Source organism: Falsiroseomonas sp. HW251, from assembly GCF_050563545.1.
Classification (GTDB): domain Bacteria; phylum Pseudomonadota; class Alphaproteobacteria; order Acetobacterales; family Acetobacteraceae; genus Falsiroseomonas.
The window spans coordinates 45,525-67,756 of record NZ_JBNXUM010000007.1; the positions used below are offsets into that span (position 1 = coordinate 45,525).

Annotated in this window: 23 protein-coding genes; 1 reads left to right on the forward strand and 22 read right to left on the reverse strand. The window is 71.1% G+C overall.

Annotation, left to right across the window (positions count from 1 at the left end):
- From pufL to ACLF3M_RS10165, 9 genes are all read right to left on the reverse strand, one after another.
- Nucleotides 1–831 (reverse strand): photosynthetic reaction center subunit L, encoded by an 831-nt coding sequence (gene pufL / locus ACLF3M_RS10125; protein WP_430656795.1) that lies wholly within the window; start codon nt 829–831, stop codon nt 1–3.
- A 170-nt stretch (nt 832–1,001) separates the two neighbouring features.
- On the reverse strand, nt 1,002–1,181 hold the full coding sequence (pufA, locus tag ACLF3M_RS10130; protein ID WP_430656796.1) for a light-harvesting antenna LH1, alpha subunit: 180 nt from the start codon (nt 1,179–1,181) through the stop codon (nt 1,002–1,004).
- A gap of 24 nt (nt 1,182–1,205) precedes the next feature.
- The gene (locus ACLF3M_RS10135) at nt 1,206–1,385 is read right to left on the reverse strand and encodes a light-harvesting protein (RefSeq protein ID WP_270933249.1); all 180 of its coding nucleotides are present in this window, start codon (nt 1,383–1,385) and stop codon (nt 1,206–1,208) included.
- 247 nt (nt 1,386–1,632) lie between these two features.
- Nucleotides 1,633–3,069 (reverse strand): chlorophyllide a reductase subunit Z, encoded by a 1,437-nt coding sequence (bchZ, locus tag ACLF3M_RS10140; protein ID WP_430656797.1) that lies wholly within the window; start codon nt 3,067–3,069, stop codon nt 1,633–1,635.
- 4 nt (nt 3,070–3,073) lie between these two features.
- Complete coding sequence (gene bchY, locus ACLF3M_RS10145) at nt 3,074–4,585, reverse strand: chlorophyllide a reductase subunit Y (RefSeq protein WP_430656798.1); 1,512 nt, start codon at nt 4,583–4,585, stop codon at nt 3,074–3,076.
- 1 nt (nt 4,586) lies between these two features.
- Nucleotides 4,587–5,606: a chlorophyllide a reductase iron protein subunit X gene (locus ACLF3M_RS10150; RefSeq protein ID WP_430656799.1), complete on the reverse strand. Its 1,020-nt coding sequence runs from the start codon at nt 5,604–5,606 to the stop codon at nt 4,587–4,589.
- Nucleotides 5,603–6,541, reverse strand: coding sequence for a chlorophyll synthesis pathway protein BchC (gene bchC / locus ACLF3M_RS10155; RefSeq protein ID WP_430656800.1), 939 nt, complete (start codon nt 6,539–6,541; stop codon nt 5,603–5,605). The genes ACLF3M_RS10150 and bchC overlap by 4 nt, the downstream gene beginning before the upstream one ends.
- A 76-nt stretch (nt 6,542–6,617) precedes the next feature.
- Entirely contained in the window at nt 6,618–7,766 is a 1,149-nt protein-coding gene (locus ACLF3M_RS10160) for a methyltransferase (RefSeq protein WP_430656801.1), read from the reverse strand.
- Complete coding sequence (locus ACLF3M_RS10165; RefSeq protein ID WP_430656802.1) at nt 7,763–8,632, reverse strand: polyprenyl synthetase family protein; 870 nt, start codon at nt 8,630–8,632, stop codon at nt 7,763–7,765. Before ACLF3M_RS10165 ends, ACLF3M_RS10160 begins: the two co-directional genes overlap by 4 nt.
- A gap of 194 nt (nt 8,633–8,826) precedes the next feature.
- Between ACLF3M_RS10165 and ACLF3M_RS10170 the strand changes: the two genes are divergently transcribed.
- Entirely contained in the window at nt 8,827–9,606 is a 780-nt protein-coding gene (locus ACLF3M_RS10170) for a DUF2189 domain-containing protein (RefSeq protein WP_430656803.1), read from the forward strand.
- 46 nt (nt 9,607–9,652) lie between these two features.
- On the opposite strand, the gene ACLF3M_RS10175 is transcribed toward ACLF3M_RS10170, so the two are convergent.
- The 13 genes from ACLF3M_RS10175 to bchM all read right to left on the reverse strand — a co-directional run bounded on the left by ACLF3M_RS10175 (nt 9,653) and on the right by bchM (nt 22,231).
- On the reverse strand, nt 9,653–10,696 hold the full coding sequence (locus ACLF3M_RS10175; protein ID WP_430656804.1) for a phytoene/squalene synthase family protein: 1,044 nt from the start codon (nt 10,694–10,696) through the stop codon (nt 9,653–9,655).
- 61 nt (nt 10,697–10,757) lie between these two features.
- Nucleotides 10,758–11,660, reverse strand: coding sequence for an alpha/beta fold hydrolase BchO (gene bchO / locus ACLF3M_RS10180; RefSeq protein ID WP_430656805.1), 903 nt, complete (start codon nt 11,658–11,660; stop codon nt 10,758–10,760).
- Between the two features lie 3 nt (nt 11,661–11,663).
- Nucleotides 11,664–13,499: a magnesium chelatase subunit D gene (locus tag ACLF3M_RS10185; RefSeq protein ID WP_430656806.1), complete on the reverse strand. Its 1,836-nt coding sequence runs from the start codon at nt 13,497–13,499 to the stop codon at nt 11,664–11,666.
- Nucleotides 13,496–14,542, reverse strand: coding sequence for a magnesium chelatase ATPase subunit I (bchI, locus tag ACLF3M_RS10190; protein ID WP_430656807.1), 1,047 nt, complete (start codon nt 14,540–14,542; stop codon nt 13,496–13,498). The genes ACLF3M_RS10185 and bchI overlap by 4 nt, the downstream gene beginning before the upstream one ends.
- Before the next feature lie 65 nt (nt 14,543–14,607).
- The gene (hemA, locus tag ACLF3M_RS10195; protein WP_430656808.1) at nt 14,608–15,819 is read right to left on the reverse strand and encodes a 5-aminolevulinate synthase; all 1,212 of its coding nucleotides are present in this window, start codon (nt 15,817–15,819) and stop codon (nt 14,608–14,610) included.
- A 106-nt stretch (nt 15,820–15,925) separates the two neighbouring features.
- On the reverse strand, nt 15,926–16,759 hold the full coding sequence (gene puhE / locus ACLF3M_RS10200) for a putative photosynthetic complex assembly protein PuhE (protein WP_430656809.1): 834 nt from the start codon (nt 16,757–16,759) through the stop codon (nt 15,926–15,928).
- Between the two features lie 2 nt (nt 16,760–16,761).
- Complete coding sequence (gene acsF, locus ACLF3M_RS10205) at nt 16,762–17,838, reverse strand: magnesium-protoporphyrin IX monomethyl ester (oxidative) cyclase (protein WP_430656810.1); 1,077 nt, start codon at nt 17,836–17,838, stop codon at nt 16,762–16,764.
- A complete protein-coding gene (locus ACLF3M_RS10210; protein WP_430656811.1) occupies nt 17,835–18,155 on the reverse strand; it encodes a hypothetical protein in 321 nt (106 codons plus the stop codon). The genes acsF and ACLF3M_RS10210 overlap by 4 nt, the downstream gene beginning before the upstream one ends.
- A gap of 4 nt (nt 18,156–18,159) precedes the next feature.
- Nucleotides 18,160–18,609, reverse strand: coding sequence for a photosynthetic complex assembly protein PuhC (gene puhC / locus ACLF3M_RS10215; RefSeq protein ID WP_430656812.1), 450 nt, complete (start codon nt 18,607–18,609; stop codon nt 18,160–18,162).
- A gap of 11 nt (nt 18,610–18,620) precedes the next feature.
- A complete protein-coding gene (gene puhB / locus ACLF3M_RS10220; RefSeq protein ID WP_430656813.1) occupies nt 18,621–19,292 on the reverse strand; it encodes a photosynthetic complex putative assembly protein PuhB in 672 nt (223 codons plus the stop codon).
- On the reverse strand, nt 19,289–20,074 hold the full coding sequence (puhA, locus tag ACLF3M_RS10225; RefSeq protein WP_430656814.1) for a photosynthetic reaction center subunit H: 786 nt from the start codon (nt 20,072–20,074) through the stop codon (nt 19,289–19,291). Before puhA ends, puhB begins: the two co-directional genes overlap by 4 nt.
- 19 nt (nt 20,075–20,093) lie before the next feature.
- The gene (locus ACLF3M_RS10230) at nt 20,094–21,533 is read right to left on the reverse strand and encodes a BCD family MFS transporter (RefSeq protein ID WP_430656815.1); all 1,440 of its coding nucleotides are present in this window, start codon (nt 21,531–21,533) and stop codon (nt 20,094–20,096) included.
- Nucleotides 21,530–22,231 (reverse strand): magnesium protoporphyrin IX methyltransferase, encoded by a 702-nt coding sequence (gene bchM / locus ACLF3M_RS10235; protein ID WP_430656816.1) that lies wholly within the window; start codon nt 22,229–22,231, stop codon nt 21,530–21,532. The genes ACLF3M_RS10230 and bchM overlap by 4 nt, the downstream gene beginning before the upstream one ends.
- Nucleotide 22,232: the final 1 nt, after the last annotated feature.

The window sequence follows — 22,232 nt, forward strand, 5'->3', positions numbered from 1 at the left end:
CTAGCGGTGCGGCCAGATCGGCAGGTTGAGCCACCAGCCCCACCACTCGGGCCAGCCGCGGGTCCAGAACGGACCGCTGATCACGATGCAGATCGCGCTCCAGAAGGCCGCCGAGAGGGCGAGGAACAGGCCGAGCCGATGGATGCCCAGCGTGCCGATGGAGTAGCCGATCAGGTCGCGGAAGTAGGTGTTCTCGTGCTCGGCGCTCTTCATCACCTCGCCCTTCCCAGGGTTCGCGGCTGAGAGCACCAGGCCGCCGTGCATCGAGAGCGCGAGCACCGTCGTGAAGAAGAAGGTGATGGCGATCATGTGCGCGGGGTTGTAGTGGAAGTGCAGATGCTGGTAGCCGACGTTCGACACCCAATCGAGGTGGCTCCAGATGCCGTAGGGGAAACCGTGCCCCCAGGCGCCCATCAGCAGCGGGCGGATGATCACCAGCGTGATGTAGGCGAAGACCGCGAAGCTGTAGGCGACGGGCACGTGGTAGCCCATGCCGAGCTTGCGGGAGATCTCCGCCTGGCGAAGCGTCCATGAGACGAACGCGCCGACGGCGCAGAAAGTGATCCACTGCCACAGGCCGCCTTCGCGCATCGGCGCGAGGCGCAGGCCATAGGCGAGGTCCGGCGGGGCGATGTTGATCAGCCAGGGATTCCACGTCCCCTGGATGGCCGCCCCCATGCAGATCAGCGCGACGCCGACCGCGGTGAAGAACGCGGTGGTGACCCCGAAGAACCCGACCCAGAAGGGCCCGATCCAGAAGTCGAAGAGGTCGCCGCCCACCAGCGTGCCGCCGCGGACCCGGTATTTCTGTTCAAAGGTCAGCATTGCCATGGATTGAGCTCCCATCCTGGCCAGGCAACGACCTGCCTAACCCATTCGTCGTCCCGGACAGCGGGCGAGGCCCGCCTTGCCGCGGCGTCGCTGCATCGCGGGGATGCAGCCGGCGCCGCGGGATCGATCGATCCTCGCCCACTGTCGCGGGTCGACATCGGCGACTGCCGCTACCTTCCGACGGGCTGGCCCGGCGTGAAGGTCGGCGACGTCGCGCACCAGCCCCAGTGATCGCAGTAGCGGGGCGAGCTCATGACGACGAAGTGAATGATCGTCGCCACGGCAATGACCGCGATCATCGCCAGGAACAGCGAGCGTCGCGGGTCAACCACCATCCAGATCTTGTGCATGGACTTGCTCTCCTTCGTTCAGGGTTAGAAGAAGCGCCAGTCCGGCGGCACCGTCTGGCCCGCGTAGACAAGCGGACGCCACAGCCACACCAGGATGTGGGCGCCCATCGATGCGAAGACAGAGAAAGCCCAGCCCTGGATCAGCAGGCGGTGGATTTCCCGTGCTTCGCCCTCGGTCAGGCCGGTCCGTGAACCTTCGGCCATCCTTCGAGCCTCCTATTGGCCTTTCGGCCGTTACCGCGCAGAGCCCGCGCGGCCGGGTTGCCAGGCGGCGAACCGCCATGGCGCACCCGCGCTCGATACAGATCCGGCCCGCAGGCCGGACACGCACCAGGCGAGGGATTCGCTGGAGAGCGCCGTGCGCGCGGGATCGGCGCGCGGGTGCTCCCCCGACTCGGCATGCGGCGCAGCTGCGCCGACCTCATGCTCCGCCATCGTCCAAGGGCCATGCTCATGCGACACTCTCCGCCAGTGTCGCCGTGACACGGTCCGCTGTGACGCGCTGCTCCCCAGCAGTGCGTGCGGCCTTCTCCACCTGCTCGCGCAGGCGCTTCGCGGCGGAGATGCGGAGCAGGAAGGGCTCCGCCTCCACGCGATCGTCGAGGATGCGCAGCGCATCCTCGTCCCAGGGCTCCGGCGTCCGCGCGGGCGTCGCCTCCACCCTGTCGAGATCCGTCCCCAGGGGCAGGATGTGAAACAACGCGTCGAACAACGCATTGCAGTATTCCTGCACGACGTAGGTCGCGCCGGCGTAGCCCATGAAGGGCGTGCCGGTGGCGCGCCGGATGATCGCACCCGGGAAGCTCGCGGGGATGTACATCGCGCGGGACCGCAGCTCGGCGGCGTACATCCGCTCGTTGTAGGAGCCGAAGAGCACCAGCGGCGGCGACTTCTTCATGGCGTCGCGCACCGCGGCGTTGTCGGGCTTTTCGCCGGCCTTGCGCGCGAAGGCGAAGGCGCAGGGCACGCCCATCTCCTCGCCGAGGAAGCGCTGCAGGCCCCGCGTGTAGGTCTCCGTCGCGACCACGGCGAAGGACGCGGAGGCGAAGAAGTCCTGCGTCACCGACCGCCACAGATCCCAGAGCGGCTTGATCGTCGTGTGCTTCTCGCGCTCGATGAAGGGCTCGGGGTCGAGGCCGGTGAGCTCGCCGAGCTTGCGCAGGAAGTTGGTCGTCGCGAACAGGCCGATCGGCGCGCGCAGCCAGGGCCGGTCCAGCTCCTCGCAGAGCTTGCGGCCGAACTCGCGGTACATGCAGATGTTGACGTCCGCGTCGGGCAGCTTCGCGATGTCCTCGACATGGCTGCCGAGCGGGAAGACCAGGTTCACCTCGCAACCGATGCCTTCGACCAGGCGGCGGATCTCGGCCAGGTCGGACGGCATGTTGAAGGTGCCGTAGATCGGCCCGATGATGTTGACGCGCGGCGTCGGCCCGAGCTTGGGGTTGCGCGCCCGCATCTTGCGCCCGCGCGCGCCGAACTCCGTCCAGAGCCACATGATGGCCCGGTCCGCGGCCTGCCACTGGTCCTCGTCGATGGTGCGGCAGATGAAGCGCTGCAGGTTGCTGCCCTGCGGCGTCACGCCGCCGCCGATCATCTCGGCGATCGAGCCCGTGACGACGACGGCCGGCAGGTCCGGATCCTGCGTCGCCGCGGCGCGGCGCAGGTTCGGCTCGGTGCCGTTCTGGCTCAGCGAGTCCTCGTCCAGGCCGGTCACGACGATCGGCAGCTCGTGCGGCGGCAGCGCGTCGGTGTAGTGCAGCACCGCGGTCACCGGCAGGTTCTCGCAGCCGACGGGGCCGTCGATCACCACGCGCAGGCCGCGGATCGCCGAGAAGGCGTAGATCGCCCCCCAGTATCCGCCGGCGCGATCGTGGTCGAGGACGAGCATGGCGCTACGTGCCCACTGCTTCTTCGGCTTTCGCCTTGGCAAGGCGGAGCTTCTTCTGGCGGTCGCGGAAGCCCGGCGGGTCCTGCGGCTTGTCCTTGAAGCCGTAGCCCGCACCATCCGGCGTGCCGACGCCTTCGAAGAAGGACACCATGCGGGCGAAGCGTTCGCGCCCGCCGGTCTGCGCGGCGACGATCCCGGCCATGGAGCCCGCGCCCGCCGGCCCGAAGAGCGGGCGGGCGCTCACCATGTTGGTGAAATACAGTGCGGGGATGCCGAGCTCCTTTGCCTTCTGCACCAGCGGCGTGGTGCCGAGCGCGAGATCGGGCTTCGCATCCAGCATCGCATGGACGTCGTTCTCAAGGCTCGCGCGGTACTGCACATGCGTACCGCGTGCTTCCAGCCATTCGCGGTCGGGGTCCGACCATTCGGTCCGCGGGCAGGCCGTGCCGACATAGGGCACCTCGGCGCCGGCCTCGCTCAGCAGCCGCGCGACCAGCAGCTCGCTGCCCTCATAGCCCGAGACGGTGATGCGCGCCTTGATCGGCGCGGCGGCGAGCGCGCCCTTGATCGCGGGCAGCATGCGGGCCTTGGCCGCATCCAGCATCGCTGCGGGCACATCGGCCGCCCGGGCGATCGCGTCCATCCAGGACGCTGTGCCTTCGACGCCGACGGGGCCCGAACCCACCACCGGCCGCCCGGCGGCGCGGAACTCGCGGATTGAGGCGGTGTAGAAGGGATGGATCGCCGCCACCGCCGCCGCATCCAGCGCGGCGTAGAGATCGCGCCATTCCCGCGCCGGCGTCTGCGGCGCGAGGCCCAGGCCCATCGGCGCCAGCAGCGCGCCGATGCCCATTGGGTCGGCGGGGAAGAGCTCGCCGATCAGAGCGATGGTGCGCTCGCCCTCCACCAGGTTGCGCGGGCGCGCGACCGGGCCGGCCTCGGCCTCGAGCCGCGCGTAGCGCAGCATGGCACCCGACAGCACGTCCTTGGCTTCCGCATGCGTCGGTACGCCGAAGCCCGGCACGTCGATGCCGATGATGCGCACGCCGTCGATCTGCTTCGGCAGCAGCTCCAGCGGCACGCCGGAGGCCGTGGGCACGCAGAGATTGGTCACGACGACGGCGTCGTAATCCTCGGGCTTCGCGATCTCATGCACCGCGTCGCGGATGTCCTCGAAGAGCTTGCCGGTGACGAGCGTCTCGGAATTGAAGGGCACGTAGCCCACGGTCCGCCGCGCGCCGTAGAAGTGGCTCGTGAAGGTCAGGCCGTAGACGCAGCAGGCACTGCCCGAGAGGATGGTCGCGACCCGCTTCATGCGCAGGCCGACGCGCAGGGACCCGAAGGCCGGGCACATGCTCTGCGGCTGGTCGTGCGGGCCGCGCGGATAGTCCTTGGCGAGACGATCCATCGTCTCCGATTTGCCGGCCGCACGCGCGGCAGCCTCCAGCGTCTCCCGGCCGCCGTGGCAGCCGGATCCCTCGACGGGCGGCGCGGTGGTGGGGGGAAGCGTGTCCACCTCAGGCGCCCTCGTAGACCACTTCGAGGGAGGGCTTGGTCACGGCGCCGGCGGCCCGCATGTCGTCCTGGCTCGCGGGCTGGAGCACCACGTTGCGGCCGACCACGTCGCCCTTGAAAAGGCCGAGCAGCCCTTCCTGGGTCAGCGGCGTCGGACGAAGCGGCGGTGCTTCGGAAACCTGGACGCCCAGTGCCTCGAACAGCGGGGCCCATTCGCCGCCGGGGCGGCCGACGATCTCGTAATTCGCGGACTTCCTGCGGATGTCCTCGTTGGCGGGGATCGCGGCGAGCACCGGAATGCCGGCGGCCTGGGCGAAGGCCGCGGCCTCACCCGTGCCGTCGTCCTTGTTCACCACCAGGCCGGCGACGCCGACATTGCCGCCGAGCTTGCGGAAATACTCCACCGCCGAGCAGACGTTGTTGGCGACGTAGAGGCTCTGCAGGTCGTTCGAGCCGACGATGATGACCTTCTGGCACATGTCGCGCGCGATCGGCAGGCCGAAGCCGCCGCACACCACGTCACCCAGGAAGTCCAGCAGGACGAAGTCGAAATCCCATTCGTGGAAGCCGAGCTTCTCCAGCAGCTCGAAGCCGTGGATGATCCCGCGCCCGCCGCAGCCGCGGCCGACCTCAGGCCCGCCGAGCTCCATGGCGAAGACGCCGTCGCGCTTGAAGCAGACATCGCCGATCACGACGGGCTCGCCGGCGGCCTTCTTGCGGGACGAGGTCTCGATGATGGTCGGGCAGGCCTTGCCGCCGAACAGCAGCGACGTCGTGTCGCTCTTCGGGTCGCAGCCGATGAGCAGCACGCGCTTGCCCTGCTGCGCCATCATGTAGCTGAGGTTGGCCAGCGTGAAGGACTTGCCGATGCCGCCCTTGCCGTAGATCGCGATGATCTGCGTCTGTTTCTTCGCGGGCTCGGTGTGCACGGGTTCGGGGCCCTGCGCGGCCTCTTCGCGCAGCGCATCGGCCATGCTGGCCTGGGGGTCTCGGTTCGGCTGGAATCCGGCGGGCGCGTTCATTGGCAGTCTCTCCAGTCGAGGACCATCTTCAGGCACCCAGGATCCTCGAAGGCCGTGCGATACGCCTCCGACGCCGAGGCGAAGTCGCGGCGATGCGTCACCAGGCCATCCAGCGGCAGGCGCCCTTCGCCGAGCAGCCGGCGCACCGCGACCAGGTCGGGCTCGCGCCATTCCGCGGCGATGCGGATGCGGGCTTCGCGCATGAAGGCCGGCGGGAAGGAGAAGGAGAGCGGCGCGCTGTAGAAGCCGGCCAACACGATCTCGCCGCCCGGCGCCAGGCGCTGCACCAGCGTGTCCAGGATCGTGGAGTCGCCGCTGACGTCGCAGATGCAGCGGTAGTCGCGGCGCGGATCATCGTCGGGTGAGAGAACCTGGTAGCCCTTCGCGCCACCGGCCCGCGCGGGATTGAGTTCCCACACCACCGGCGGCGGTGCGCCCATCGCGACGACGATGCGCGCGATCAGCCGACCCAGCACGCCGTGGCCGACGATGAGGTCGGGCGGCACGTCGCCCGGCGCAATCGCATGATGGCCGGTCGCGGCCAGCGCGATCAGCACGCCGTTCTCGCCGAGCTCCTCGTCGAGCGGCACCGCCTTCGAGGCCGCGACGACCAGGCGCTGCGCGGCACCGCCGAAGAGGCCACGCACCGGACCGAAGCAGCGCGCGCCGGGAACGAAGACACGCTCGCCGATCCTGCGCGATGCCTGCGGGCCGGCCTGTGTCACGCGGCCAACGGATTCGTAGCCCGGGACCAGCGGGTACCCCATGCCCGGGAAGGGCGGCATGCGGCCGGTGTAGAGCAGGCGCTCCGTGCCGGTGCTGATGCCGCTCCATTCGACGTCGACGATGACGTCTCCATCACCAGGGGCGACAAGCTCCAGCCTGCTGAGGGCAAGCCGTTCGGGTGCTTCGAGGACGACAGCGAGCGTATCCACGATTTCCAGGGTGTCCCTCCGAAACGTCAGGGTAGCCTGACAGCGTTTTATGTCAAGCAAAACTGACAGTCATTTGTCAGGCCGGCGCGATATCGGCCACGATGACGCGTGTCAGCAGCGGCGTGTGGGTGGGCAGCAGGCGCGATGTCGCGAAGCCTGCCGCCGCAAGCATCGCCTGCAGCTCGGCCGGCGTGCGCGGCCGGCCGCGGCCCATGGCGAGAAGGTAGAACCCGAAATAGGCGTCGCCGGCGGGCTCGGCGCCGGCAGTGCCGGACATGGGCTCCGCGACCAGCAGGCGACCGCCGGGCGGCAGCGCGTCGCGGACGCGGCGGAGCAGCGCCATGACGACCTCGTCGTCATGGTCGTGCAGCACGCGGACGATGCTGACGAGGTCGGCACCGGTCGGGAAAGGATCCCGCGTGAAGTCGCCGCCATGCGTCGTCGCACGGCCGTCGAGTCGCAGGCGCTGGAAACGCTCCCTGCCCTGCTCGGCGACGGCGGGCAGGTCGAAGAGCATCAGCCGGAGGTCGGGCGCGGCAGCCGCGACCGCCGCGAGGAAGGCCCCGCTGCCGCCGCCGATGTCGAGCAGGCAGCGATGCCGGCGGAAGTCGTAGGCGGCGATGATCTCCTCGGCCACCATGGGCTGGGAGGCCGCCATCAGGGCGGTGTAGTCGTGGGTGGAGTCGCGGCCGAGCGCCGAGGCGCCATCGTTGCCCGAGTAGGCCCAGTAGCCCGACAGCGCGTTCCCGCCGCGCGGACGCTTCAGCAGTGCGACGGGGTCAGCGAGGTCGGCGTAGAGCAGCGCGTGGTGCTCCACCATCGCCGCGATGCCGGGATTGCCGATCATGGCCGCGCCGAGCGGCCCGAGCGCCCAGCGCCCGTCATCCCGGCAGGTGACGAGGTCCAGCGCCGCCGCTGCGCGCAGCAGGCGCAACGCGCCCTCATGTGGCAGGTCGAGCAGCTGCGCCAGGCGTGCTTCCTCGACCGGGCCCTGCTGGAGGTGGTCGAACAGGCGCAGCCGGACGCAGGCGAAGAGAACCTGCGAATAGACGAAGCCCGCGCAGAGATCGAAGAGCGCGCGCGCGCGCTTGCGGGCATAGGGCCGCGTGAGCGGGAAGCCCGCCGCCCAGCGGCGGAAGCCTGGCGAGGCGGTCAGGCCCTCGCGCCAGGCGCGGAACCGGTCGCGCCAGGAGGGCACCGACGCGATGCCCGTCGTGGCACTCATGCCGCGGTGGCGAACTTCCGGGGCACCAGGCGCTGCGCTTCCTGCAGCATCAGGGCGCGCAGCATGGCCTGGCCCGGGCAGGCCGGGATGGCGGCGACCGCGGCCTCGCTGAGGCGGCGCAGGCGGGCGACGGCGCCGTCCAGACCGAATTCCTGCACCGCGCTGGGACGGCCGAGCACCACGTCGCGACCGACAGGCTTGCCGAGGCTTTCCTCGGTCTCCACGGCGTCGCGGAGGTCGTCGGCGACCTGATAGGCCTCGCCCAGCCGATCGCCGAGCAGGCGCCAGGCCTCGGGCTCGGCATGGCCGGACGCGGCGGCCCCGGCGACGCAGGCGCCGGCGAACAGGGCGCCGGTCTTCTGGCGCTGGTATTCCGACAGATCCACGGCGGGCTCGCATTCCCAGGCCTGGCCAGCGACGATGCCGAAGGGGACGCCGACGCCATCCCCGACCGCGGCCAGCACGAGACCGAGGCGCTCGGGCGCGCAGGGCGCGGCACGCGACAGGGTCTGGAAGGCCAGGATGATCAGCGCATCGCCGGCCAGCACCGCCAGCGGCACGCCATAGGCCCGGTGGACGCTCGGCTTGCCGCGCCGCGTCTCCGCGTCGTCGAAGCAGGGCATGTCGTCATGCACCAGGCTCGCGCAGTGCAGCAGCTCGATCGCGGCGGCGGCGGCGGAGGCCAAGGCAGGCTTGTCGTCCCCGCAGGCACCGGCGACGGCCAGCGTCAGCCGCGGGCGTATGCGCGCACCCCTGGGAAAGACGGCGTGGCGCATGGCGGCGGCGAGGCGCGGCGGCGCGCCGGCCGCCTCCGCGAGAAGGACGGCGTCCGCGAGGCTGGCCTCGATACGCGCGGCGACATCCATGCGGCTACTCCCTGGCCAGGTCGTCAAGTCATCCTGTCAGTAGACACTGTCAGTCTTTCCTGACACTCAAGTCAACGGCTTTCCGCACTCACCGGCTTGTGAGGCTGACACGACGGCCGGCCGTGCCATCTCCCGAAACGTGTGGCCCGAGGCCGCTCGGCCCCGGCCACCGCCCGATGGGGATGGAGGCGTGCATGGCTGAGGTCTGGACGACGACGGCCGTCTCGGCGGCCGAGCCCGCGATCCGACGGATCGGGCTGGATGCGCTTGGCATCGCGTTGCGGCGGGGCTGGTCCGATTTCCTGGAGACGCCGACGCAGCTGATCTTCCTCTGCGTGCTGTATCCCGCCATCGGGCTGGTCGCAGGCACTCTGGCCGCCGGCGGCAACGCGATGCACCTGTTCTACCCGATGGCGGCGGGCTTCGCGCTGGTCGGGCCGATCGCGGCGCTCGGCCTCTATGAGATCAGCCGGCGGCGGGAATGGGGCCAGCCCGCGAACTGGCGCAACGTCTTCGACGTGCTGCGCTCTCCGGCGATCGGAGAGATCGTGGCGCTCGGCGTCGTGCTGCTGGTGATGTTCTTCCTGTGGCTGTGGGCGGCGGATGCGATCTGGCGCGCGACGATGGGGCGCCTGCCCGCGGGAGTGGATTTCTGGGCCGCGCTGACGGGCACGCCGGAGGGGCGGCGCATGATCCTGCTGGGGAACCTCGTCGGCTTCGTCTTCGCGGCCGCGGTGCTGGTGCTGACCACGATGTCCTTCCCCCTGCTGCTCGACCGCGATGGCGGCGTGGTGCGCGCGGTCTCGACCTCGGTGCGGGCCTTCATGGTCAATCCGGTGCCGATGACGGCCTGGGGACTGGTCGTGGCAGCGCTGCTGCTGCTGGGCTCGATCCCGCTGTTTGTCGGATTGGCCGTCGTGCTGCCGGTGCTGGGGCACGCGACCTGGCATCTCTATCGGCAGGTCGTGGCGTAGCCCCCCGGCGGCGTTCGAACGCGCCGGCGGAGCCTGCGCGTCAGCTTCACCTGACGGGAACGGCTGCCCGGCCGTCGATGCGGTCGAGCCTGTCGAACAGGTCCACGGCCCAGACCAGCCGATCGCGGAAGCCCGGCAGGGGCAGCGGCGCCTCGCGCAGCGGGGTGGCCTCCACCGCCTCGACCAGGAAGGCGGTGCCTGGCAGCGCCGGCGCCTCGAGGTCGGCGGGGCGGTTGCCCAGCAGGATCAGGCTGCGCGCCATCAGCCGGAGCTTGCGATGCGCGGGCACCACGGCGCGGCGGGAGACGGAATCGAGCCCTTGCCGCTCCACCTGGCGGCCGATCGCGGCATAGACGAAGCGGGCCGCGGCGATGCCGGGGCGGCAGTCCCGCGGCAGCCTGGCGATCCCGGCCTCCGAACGGCGATAGAGCGCATCCGCCCGGCGCAGCAGCCGCGCCACGACCCGGCCGAGCGCCGGCGTGAAGGCCGGCGCGGCGAGGAAGGCCGCGGGCGCGATCCCTTCCTCCCGCAGCCAGTCATGCGGCAGGTAGAGGCGGCCGTTGCGCGCATCCTCCCCCACGTCGCGGGCGATGTTGGTCAACTGCATGGCGACGCCGAGATCGCAGGCGCGGGCCAGCGCCTGGGAATCGCGGCAGCCCATCAGCAGGGTCATGATGGCGCCGACGGCGGCCGCGACGCGGGCGGCATAGTCTTCGAGAGCGGCCTCGTCGGGGCATTGCCTTCCCTCGGTGTCCCAGGCCAGGCCTTCCAGCAGGGCCTCTGGCAGGGCGCGGGGGATGGCGAAGCGGGAGACGACGCGGGCGAAGGCGCGGTCGGCGACATGACCGTGCGGGCGGCCGGCATAGATGCCCTCGAGGCGAACGCGCAGCTCGGCGAGGCGCGCGGCGCCGCCGCCCTCGTCGATCAGGTCGTCGGCGACCCGGCAGAAGGCGTAGAGCGCGGTCGCGGGCTCCGCCACGCGGCGCGGCAGCAGCTTCGCCGCGGCGGCGAAGGATTTGGACCCGCCGGCCAGCATCGCCCGGCAGGCCGCGAGGTCGGCTTGCACGGTCTCGGCAGTCGCTGGCGGCATGGGCGGGGTCCCCGACGTCCGGTTGGAAGTGTAAACCGAAGCTGACACAAGGTGCCAGCGTTCAGCTTGCCTCGTCCAGGGCCGGGGCGGGCCGGGCCTGGGCGTGGATGTCGAGCAGCAGGTCCGCCACGACCTGAGGGCGCTCCTCATGCGCGAGGTGCCCGAGGCCCGGCAGGGTCACGATGCGCGCCGAGGGCAGGCGGGCGCGCACCTTCTCGGCCTGGGCCGGCGGGATGGTGCGGTCACTGGCGCCGACGACGAGCACCAGCCGGCAGCGCAGCCGCGGCAGGTCGCGCAGCAGCGGCACCAGGTCCCAGTTCGCCATCATGCCGAGCGCCGCGGCGACATGGTCGCTGTGGCGGATCAGTCTTGCATAGAGATCGACGCCGCGCGCATCGATGCGGCTGCCGGTGTCGCGCAGCAGGCGTTCCGCCACGGCGCGGTTGGAGGCGCGCCAGGCCATCAGGCTCGGCACGAAGGGCAGCGTCACCAGCATGCGCGCGGCCTTGCTGAAGAAGGCGGCGTGCTTCTCGGCGAAGGGGATCAGCGCGCCGTTGAGGCTGACCACGGCCTCCGGCGCGATGCGGCCGTCGAGCGCCATGCGCAGCAGGATCGCCGCGCCGGCGGAATGGCCGGCGGCGAGGACGGGATGGACGTTCAGCGTCTGCAGCAGCGCGGCGACGGATTGCGCCATGGCCGGGAGCGTGAGCCGCGACGTCGAAGGCAGGTCGGTGAAGCCGTGCCCGGGCAGGTCGAGCGCGACGACGCGGAACCGGCGCGCGAGCAGCGGCAGCAGGTCGCGCCAGGAATGCGTGGCGGCGGCGGTTCCGTGGATCAGCAGCAGGTCCGGGCCATCGCCGGCGATCTGCACGTGCCAGCGCAGGCCGGCGGCGGTGACGAAGCGGCTGTGCTCGCGGTTCGGCCAGTCGCGGCCTTCACGGTCCCAGGTCGGGCGGTCCCCCATGGCTCACGCCGCCGGCCGGGCGGCGGCAACGGCGCCGGACAGCCGCGCGGCATCGGCGGCGGGCAGCGGCAGGTAGCGCGCGCCCATCGCCTCGGCCACGCGCTTCGCGAAGGGATGCGGCCGCGGCGCGGTGTCCACCAGCAGCGCGGGGATGCCGGCGAGGCGGATTGGTGCCGCAGCAGCGAGCGCATCGGCCTCCGCCGCCGGACGGCCGGGTTCGCCGTTGCGCGCGATATTCGCGCGGCCATCCGTCAGCAGCACCAGCAGCGGCGTGCGGCCGCGCCGCGCGGTGTCGGCGCAGATCGCGGTCGCGGCGTCGAGCCCCGCGGCGAGCGGCGTCGGCCCGCCGCCCGGCAGCCCCGCCAGGCTGCGCTTGGCGCGGACGAGGGACGGCGTCGCCGGCAACAGGATCTCCGCACCGCGGTTGCGGAAGGCGACCACCGCGACCTGGTCGCGCCGGACATAGCAATCGGCCAGCAGCATCTCTACCGCGCCCTTCGCCTCGGCCAGGCGGTGCAACGCGGAGGAGCCGGAGGCGTCCACGACGAAGATCGCGGTCGTGCCGGCCTTGTGACGGAAGCGGCGAAGGCGGATGTCCTCCTTCCGCACCTGGATCGGCGGGCCTCCCGGGCGTTCGCGGCGACGGAGCGGCTGCCAGGGCGCGGCGTTGCGCAGCGTCTCGACCAGGGCGAGGCGGGCGCCGGAGCGAAGCGGCCCGGCCCGCGTGCCGATGGGACGGCCACGCTGTGCCTGATCGCGCCGGGCGCCGGCCTTGCCTTCAGCGCCGTGCCGCTTGCGCGCGAGTTCGCGGAGCTGGAGGGCCTCGAGCAGGCCGGCCGGCAGCGCGGCCTGCGCGGCGGCGACCAGCATCTCCTGAAGCTCCTGCGGATCGGGCCCGCGGTCCGGCTGGTCGTCCCTGTTCTGCTGGTCCTCGGGCGGCGGCGGTTCGGGCGGCTGGTCGGGCTGGTCGTCCTCCCGCGCAGGCAGGCGGGTCGCGCGGGGCGCAAGGACGAGGCGCGCGGCGAGGTTGGCGTCCTCGCGCGTGACCTCGGTGCGGCCGGCCAGCGCCGCCGCCGCGCGGGCGGCGCGGAGCGCGAAGATCGGCGCGCGGAGATCGTCCACGCCGAGCACGAGCGCGGCGCCGCAGAGGGCCTCGGCGATGGTGTCGTCGGCGGTCACGGCTGCAGGACGCGCGCCCGCAAGCGGGGGAGGGATGGGGTGGGGGAAGCGGTCGTCCAACTGAAGGTGGAACGCCAGCCGCGCCTTCAGCACCGCGGGCACTGCTTCTTCGGGTGTGAGACCTTCATCCAGCGCCACCAGCCCGAAGCGCGCGTCCAGTCGCCCCGACAACCCGTCGCGCTGCATTGAGACCTCGCCGCGATCCATCACCGCGCCGATGCGTGCGGCCGTCGCGGTCTCCATGCGCTCGGCCATGGCGGCGACCACCACGCCGCCATTTGCTTCCGCCAGCACGCCGCGTTCCGCGACCGGCCGGCCGGCGGCGAGCGTCGCGGCGAGATCGAGCCCACCGAGCAGGCGGCTGTCCGGAACGCCGAGCGGCAGGCGGCGCCAGGGGGCGTCGGGCGGCAGCGACCTGCGAAGCGCGGCGAGCCAGGCGTCGCGCGCCGGGCCGGCCGCACCCCGCAGGACGGCGCCGCCCAGGCCGACGGGGTCGATCGCCAGCAACTGCGCCGCGAGCGTGACGTCGGTTGACGGATCGCTGCCCCCAGCGCGGCCAGCCTGCGCGTCGTCGGCCGAAGGCGGCCGCTCCGGCCCCGACGCAGTGCGTCGGCTCCCCGCGACAGCGGGGGACGGGGAAGAGGCGGGGGCGGGAGTCACGACGGCAGCACTTCGGCCAGGGCGCGCTCGACGCGCGTGCCGGCGACCGATTCGTCGAGCGGATCGCGCCGCAGGCGATGGCGCAGCGCGGGGATCGCGATGCGGCGGAGGTGGTCCAACGTCACCTCGACATCGCCGTCCAGCGCCGCCAGGGCGCGCGCCGTGCGCATCAGGGTCAGCTCGCCCCGCAGCCCGTCCGTGCCGAGCGCGAGGCAGAGCCTCGCCGCGGCCTCCAGTGCCTCGTCCGGCACCGCGACCTTCGGCAACAGGCGGCGCGCGGCGAGGATGCGCCGGCGGGTCGCCGCTTCCTGCTTTGACCAGGAAGCCACGAACTTCTTCGGGTCCTGCTCGAACGCGTCGCGGCGCTTCACGACCTCGATGCGGGTCGGCAGGTCCTTCGGCGTGCGGACCTCGACGGCCAGGCCGAAGCGGTCGGTGAGCTGCGGGCGGAGCTCGCCTTCCTCGGGGTTGCCGGATCCGATCAGGACGAAGCGCGCGGGATGCCGCACGCTGATGCCCTCGCGCTCCACCACGTTCTCGCCGGAGGCCGCGACATCGAGCAGGAGGTCCACCAGATGGTCTTCCAGCAGGTTGACCTCGTCGATGTAGAGGAAGCCGCGATGCGCGCGGGCGAGCAGCCCGGGCTCGAAGGCTTTCACGCCCTCGGCCAGCGCTCGTTCGATGTCGAGCGCGCCGGTGACGCGGTCCTCCGTCGCGCCGAGCGGCAGGTCCACGACCGGCACGGGCACGGTGACCACGACGCGGCGGGATGCGCTGCGGCACGCTTCGCACAACTGGCCGGGCTTCGCGGGATCGCAGGAAAACGCGCAGCCCGCGATCGCCTTCATCGGCGGCAGCAGCGCGGCCAGCGCGCGGACCGTCGTCGATTTCCCGGTGCCGCGATCGCCGAACACCATCACGCCGCCCACCGCGGGATCGACGGCCGCGATCAGCAGGGCGAGCTTCATCTCGTCCTGCCCGACAATGGCGGAGAAGGGGAAGACCAGCCGCGCGGGCTTCGCCGGCGGCTTGCGGGTCTTCATCCCTGGTGCGGCTGCAACCTGGTGGTCGCTGCCGGCACCCCCTCCCCGGGGGCCGGCGGCGTCCATCAGGCGGCGCGCCTCAGGCTGAACTGCGACCAGACGGCTTCGAGGGAGTTCACGAGGTGATCCATGTCGGCATCCGTGTGCACGGGGCCCGGCGTGATGCGCAGGCGCTCCGTGCCACGCGGGACGGTGGGGTAGTTGATGGGCTGCACATAGACCCCGAAGCGGTCGAGCAGGATGTCGCTGATCCGCTTGCATTGTACGGGGTCGTAGACCATCACCGGCACGATATGGCTCGGATTGTCGAGATGCGGGACGTTGATCGCATCCAGCCGCCGGCGCAGCGTGCGCGCGCGTTCCTGCAACGCGGCGCGCTCCACCTGGCTGCCCTTCAGGTGCTGGATGGCCGCGCGCGCGCCGGCCGCGACCGCAGGCGGCAACGCGGTCGAGAAGATGAAGCCTGAGGCGTAGCTGCGCACGAAATCCACCATGGCGGCGGAGCCCGCGATGTAGCCGCCGATGACGCCGAAGGCCTTGGCGAGCGTGCCTTCGATGACCGTCACGCGATGCGCAACGCCATCGCGTTCCGTGATGCCGCCGCCGCGCGCGCCATAGAGGCCCGTGGCATGCACCTCGTCGCAATAGGTCATGGCGCCGAACTCGTCCGCCGCGTCGCAGATCGCCGCGATCGGGGCGATGTCGCCATCCATGGAATAGACGGATTCGAAGGCGACGAGCTTCGGGCAGTCCGACGGCAGCTCCGCCAGCACGCGCCGGAGGTCGGCGACGTCGTTGTGGCGGAACAGGCGGCGCTCGGCGCGAGAATGCCGCATCCCCTCGATCATCGAGGCATGGTTCATCTCGTCCGAGATGATCACGCAGCCCGGCATACGCGACGCCAGGGTGGACAGCGTCGCCCAGTTCGACATGTAGCCCGAATTGAACAGCAGCGCCGATTCCGTCCCGTGCAGGTCCGCGAGCTCCTTCTCGAGCAGGACATGCGCGTGGTTGGTGCCGGAGATGTTGCGCGTCCCGCCGGCGCCGGCGCCGTAGCGGTCCAGCGCCTCATGCATCGCCGCAATGACCTTGGGGTGCTGGCCCATGCCGAGATAGTCGTTGGAGCACCAGACCGTCACCTCGCGCTGCTTGCCCGAGTCGTGGCGGATGGCGCGGGGGAACTCGCCGCGCTGGCGTTCGATGTCGGCGAAGACGCGATAGCGGCCTTCGCGCCGCAGGCTGTCGAGTTGCGCCCGGAAGAAGCTCTCGTAGTTCATCTTGGTCCCCACTTCCCTGTTGGCGCCGGGACGACCTGGCCCTTCCGCGGCGGCGCTGCGCGGCAGGCATCCCCGCGGAGCGGCGAGGACGTTGGTTCGATCGCGATCAAGTCAACGACGACGGGCTGGCCCGTCCCTCCTGCGGTGCGGCGGGGGCTGGAGCCCGGCGCGCCGCCAGGCTCCATTTCCACAGACCGTCCGCCGACATTGGCAGCACCATGAAGACGTGCTCGATCAGGCCGAGGCCGACCAGCGTGGCCAGCAGCGTGAAGCCGATCGTCTCGTGCCGCGTCGCAATGGGGTCTACCGCGGCGAGCGCCAGCAGCACCACGCCCACCACGCCGGCGAGGACCGAGACCGGGAAGAGCAGGTTCATCGGGCGGCGCGTGAAAAAACTCTCGAGGTACTTCAGGTGGTCCGGCAGGAAGCTTTCCGACAGGTTCCGCACGCCGAGGAAGACGTTGAGCTTCGCGCTCTGCCGCATCACCCAGAAGGCGACGAAGGTCCAGGTGCCGATCTGGTTCGGCGCGCGCCAGGACAGCGCGACGATCACCGCCGCCATCGCGATGATGGCGAGTTCATGCCAGAGGATCGCGGCGACCGCGGCGCGGAAGCGCGGCCAGCCGCGGGTGGAGCGCGGGATCGCTTCCCGCCGCGGGCCCGTGACCAGGCCTGTCAGGAAGGCGATCTCAATCCAGGCCCAGGCCACCAGGCCGCAGGCGAAGGCAAGCCAGGCGCCCGTCGCGCTGGTGTCCCAGGCGACGGAATGCAGCCCGGTCAGCGCGACCAGCAGCAGCGAGGTCGCACCCAGCATGGTCCAGCGGAAGGTCTCCCGCCGCAGCCCGTCGAGATAGATGATGAGCCCCGTGCTGGCCCACCAGACGAGAAGCGTCACCAGGGCGGGAAGCCAGTAGTCGGCCATGAAGGTGCGATCCCCCATCCCTACCAGGCCGGCGACAGGCGCGCGTCGTCCGGCAGCGCATGCCGGCGCGGGCGCATGAAGTAGAGCCGCCCGAACACCGCCGCCGCGGCGGCCGAGAGGCCAAGGCGCTTGAGGCCGCCGGCGACCCCGCCCTGCGCCTTGGCCCGGCCGAGCCCTTCCGCGATGCCGTTCAGGCGCTGCAGGTTCCGCAGGAAGGCCGGGTTGTCCACATCGAGCGTGTCGGGGAAGACTTGGCGGCAGATCTCCTCGGTGATGCGGAAGACTCGCATGTCGTATTCCGTGGGATCCATCCCCAGCGCCTTGTGGAATTCCGGCCTGGCGTGGTCGCGGACAAACATCGTGGCGAAGACCGCGAGCTGGAAGAAGCGCGCCCAGTAGCGGTTGACGCCGCGCACCAGGTCCGGGTTGGCGCGCATCAGCAGCGCGAAGGCCTCGCCGTGGCGGAACTCGTCGTTGCACCACTTCTCGAACCACTTGAAGATCGGGTGGAAGCGGAGCTCCGGGTGCCGCTCGAACTGGCGGAAAATCGTGATGTAGCGGGCGTAGCCGATCTTCTCCGACAGATAGGTCGCGTACATGATGAACTTCGGCTGGAAGTAGTGGTACTTCTTGGCGCGCGTCAGGAAGCCCAGGTCCACGCCGACATCCATGTCCTTCAGCGTGTCGTTGATGAAGCCGGCATGGCGGGACTCGTCGCGCGCCATGACGCCGAACAGGTCCTTCATGTCGGGATTCTTCACCCGCTTCCTGATCTCGGCATAGAGCACGCAGCCCGAGAACTCGGCCGTCACGCTGCTGACCAGGAACTCCAGCAGCTCCTTCTGCAGCCCTTCCGGCAGCGCGTTGATGTCGAAGGCGTCGAATTCCTCGGTGCGCATGAAGTGGCCACGGTTCGGGTCGTCGTGGAACTCCTTCATCAGCGCGTCCCACTGCTCGCGCACGGAGTCAACGCTGATCGCGTCCATCGCGGCGAAGTCGGTGGTGTAGAAGCGCGGCGAGAGGGCCGTCTCGGTCATCGCCATCTTCGTCGTCTCGGACGAGGAGGACGGCCGCCCGCCGGGTGTCATGGCGTTCATGCCGCGAACTCCTTCGGCTCGAAGCCGCAGTGATAGAGCTCGGTCACCTCGAACAGCGCCGACCATTGCGTCCAGAAGCGCTCGATCGCGCCGGCGCGGTAGACGGTGGCCGTCGTCTCGAACCGCAGCGTGCGGCCGAAGTCGATGTGGTCGGGCGCGCCATGCACCAGCACGCGGTCGCCCGGCCTGAGCTCGATCCCTTCGGGGATGGCGTTGGCGAAGAAGTAGTCCGCCGTCCGCTCGATCTCCACTGTGCAAGGCACTTCGACGGTCTTTCCGCCGAAGATCGCCCGGCCCACTCCCCAGTGGTCCGTCATGGCTCTACTCCTCGGTTGCCAAGAGTTTCAGGAAAGCCTCCGCATTGGTCCTGCCGAAGGCGTGCAGCTCCATCGTGTTGCCGGTCCCCATGTCCTGCAGGGTGATCCGCCCGTCCGGCCAGGTGCTGAGGCGGAAGGGCACGTCCTCGCCGATGCCGGCGCGGTTGCGTTCGCGGGCCAGGCCGCGCATGCCGCCGCGCACGAAGTTCTCCGTGCCCGGGGCGAGGGTTTCCACCACGCGCAAGCTGCGGGCGTCGGTGACGACGATCGCGCCATCCGCGCGGTCGGCGAAGCGCAGGTCGCGGGTCGCGACCGGCCGCGCGCCCGCATCGGCCGGGTTGGTCGGCGCGCGGTGACCGAGGCTGGCCAGCGCCAGTGTGCCGGCGACCACCAGCGCGGTGCCGATGACCATGTGCCGCGGCAGCGTGCCCGGGCGGGAAACGGCGCTCCCCATCGCGCCCTCCCTCAGGCCATCGCCTCGGCCGCGGGCCGGTCGGCCGCGCGGACGGGCTGGTTGGCGACGGGCCGGACCGGCATCGAGGACGCGGCGGCCAGCGCGCGGCCCAGCACCTGGGCCACCTGCTCGGGCTGCGCGACGGCGCGCAGCGTCGGCTGCGGCTTCGTCAGGTGCCAGGACCGCGTATGCGGCCACAGCGCGATCCAGGACACGCGATGCGGCGGCATCACCTGCAGCGCGATGTCGCCGGTGCCGTCGGCATGCGGCGCGACGCCGGCGCTGCCGATCACGGCGAAGGGAATGTTCACCGTCACGGGCAGCGCGACGCCGGTACGGATGACCACGCGGCGCGAGGTGATGGTGTACATCGTCATCCGCGCGCTGGCCCAGCCATAGGCCAGCAGCAGGCCCATCGGCACCGCGCCGAGCAGCAGGATGAAGGCCGCGCCCTGGATCACCTCGAGCGCGCCGGCGCCTTCGCCCGCCAGCGTGGCGCCGCGCCAGAGCGCCAGCAGCACGAAGTAGACCGACATCCAACGCAGGTGCAGCGCCCGCCGGGCCAGGCCGCCGAGCTTCGGCGTGCCCTGCCAGAGGATCTGCTCGCCCGCCGGCAGCTCGGCCGGCAGGCCGGGCACCGGCTCGTTGTCGTGTTCGAAGAAGCCGGGGAGCTGCTTGCTCATACGAAGCTCTCGCGGTCGCCGGGCAGGGCGTAGAGCTCGCCGCCGCCGAAATAGCCGCTGATGCGGTCCTCCTCGCGCAGGGTGACCTGCTCGGGGTGTGCGGTGGTGGGCGCGGCCGCAATCTGCGCGCAGGTCGCGGTGTCGCACTTCACGGGGCCGTTGCCGCTCCAGTGAACGACGCCGATCGGCATGATCACGCGCTTGCCGCTGCCGGAGACCTCGGCCTCCACATAGCGCAGCAGCACGTCGGATTTATCGACCCAGAGGTCGACGATGGTGCCGGCGACCTTGCCATCCAGCCCGATCAGGGGCCGGCCGCGGATCTCGGGGTCGCCTTCCGCGATCGTCCAGCCCGGCGCGGCGCGCAGCGGCACGATCTTCGGCGCGCCATGGTCCCAGTCGAGATCGGGTGTGTCGGCGCGCAGCGCATAGGACGCCGTGCCGACGCCATCCTGCATGGGATCGCCGAGCGCGATCTGCGAGGCGCCGGGGAAGGCGTCATAGGCCTTCAGGATCCCGGTCATGTCGCGCTCCTCCCGCTGGGCGGGGGCGGAGACGGTGCCGTGGCCGTGCGCCAGGAGGTAGGTCTTGGGATCGGGCACCGCCGGGAAGCCCTGGATCGGCGTGGCGAGCACGCGCCCCTCGCGGTCCGAGATCAGCGGGTAGCCCTCGCGCTTGCCCTCGCGGTGCAGGTACAGCACCAGGCCGACGAAGAACGCGAAGAAGATGTAGAGCGAGAGTAGCGCGGGATCCTGGAAGACCCCGGTATGGGCTGCATTCATGACGAGCCTCCGTGTGTGCCTAGACGTGGGCGGACCCGGCCAGGCCGGATCCCGGTTGAGGTCGCGTGCGGGACGCGCCCGTGCCGCGCACGAGCGGGCCGACCACGGCCAGGGTGAGGAAGAGCAGGACGATCTCGATCGCGTAGACCACGAGGTAGCCGGTTTCCGGGCCCGACATCGCCTCGCCCAGCCGGCCCTGCACGGCGAGTTCGCTGACGACGTCGCGCAGGATGCCGCCGAACGCGACCGCCGTGCCCGCCGCAGTGGCCTGGACCGCGCCCCAGACGCCGAGCGTCAGCCCGATCTGCTTCGGCGGCGCCATACGCATGCAGGCGGTCAGCGTCGCATGGGCGAAGAGCCCGCCGCCGAGCCCGATGCAGAGCGAACCGATGGCGAAGACAACGACGGACAGGGTCAGCCCGGCCAGGATGACCAGCGCGAAGGCAAAGGCCCCGACCAGCGAGCCATAGGCGGCGAGCCGATGCGCATCCACCCCGCGCGACAGCCAGCGCGCGCCCGCGCAGAACCCGATCGCGCCGCCACCGGCCAGCAGCGCCGTCAGGCCCGTCGTCGCGCCGACGCCGAGGCCCAGGATCTGGCCGCCGTAGGGCTCGAGCAGCACGTCCTGCATCGAGAAGCCCGCGAAGCCGAGGCCCGCGGCCCAGAGCCGGCGCTTCCAGGGCCCGGTGCCGCAGAGAAGGCGGAAGCTCTCGCCGAAGCCGGGCTCGCCATCCTGCATACCCTGGGTGCGGGTCGGGTCCCGCGCTTCCTGCTTCCAGACCGCGATGAAGTTCAGGATCAGCGTCGCAGCCGCGCAGCCCTGGATCACCTGGATGAGCCGGAGCTGGCTGAAATCCGACAGGAACAGACCGAACGCCACGGCCGAGATCACCATGCCCAGCAGCAGCATGAGCGACAGCACGGCGACGACGTTCGGCTGCGACTTCTCCGGCGCGAGGTCGGTCGCGAGCGCCAGGCCCACCGTCTGCACGGTGTGCATCCCGGCCCCCACCATGAGGAAGGCGATCGCCGCGGCAAGCTGACCGGCCCAGGGCGGCGCCCAGGTGTCGCCGGACAGCACGATGAGCGCGAAGGGCATCATCGCCAGGCCGCCGAACTGCCAGATGCTGCCAAACCAGATATAGGGCACGCGCCGCCAGCCCAGCACCGATTTGTGGGTGTCGGACTTGAAGCCGATCAGCGCGCGCACCGGCGCGAAGACCAGAGGCAGGGCGAGCATGATCGCGACCACGCTGGCTGCGACATGCAGCTCCACGATCATCACCCGGTTGAGCGTGCCGATCAGCAGCACCGCCGTCATGCCGCAGGAGATCTGGAACAGCGACAGCCGCAGCAGCCGCGACCACGGCAGGTCGTCCGAGGTCGCATCGGCGAAGGGCAGAAGGTCGGTGCCGACCTTCATCCAGAGCCTGGCGATCTTGGCCTCGACCCTGTTCATCGACGGACGATCTCCAGCGCGTGCGAGGTGTAGAAGCCGGAGGCGATGCGGCGGTCCCGTCCCGTCGCGAAATCGGTCAGGGCGGGATCATGGCCGATCAGCCGGCGCAGCTGCGCCTCGGCCACCGGCACGATGGAGGGCGCGCGGTCGCCGCGCGGGAAGAACCGGCCGGCCGCGTGCATGGCGGACAGCAGCGGCGTGCGCGGCGCGAAGGTAAAGGCGAGCGAGTCGTCGGTGCGCGCGGCGAGGCCCGCGACCACGCGGACCGTATCGGCCGGCGCGTAGTGGATCAGGCTGTCCATCGCGACCACATGGTCGAAGCGGCCGAGGCCAGGGTCGAACATGTCGCCGGCCAGGAACTCGATCCGGCCGCGCCCCGCGATATCGCTCGAGCGCTGCTTGGCGATCTCAATCAGGCCGGGCGCGATGTCCACGGCCAGGACTTCGGCGCCGCGCCTGGCGGCCTCGACCGCCAGCGCGCCGGTGCCGCAGCCCGCATCCAGCAGCCGCTTTCCCGAAAGATCCGCCGGCAGCCAGGACAGCAGCGTCGCGCGCATCGCGTCGCGGCCTGCGCGCACCGTGGCGCGGATGCCGGAGACCGGCGCGTCGGAGGTCAGCCTCTCCCACGCGCGGATCGCCGTGCGGTCGAAGTATTCGTGCAGCTCGCCCCTGCGGGCCTGGTAGGTCGCCGTGGGCATC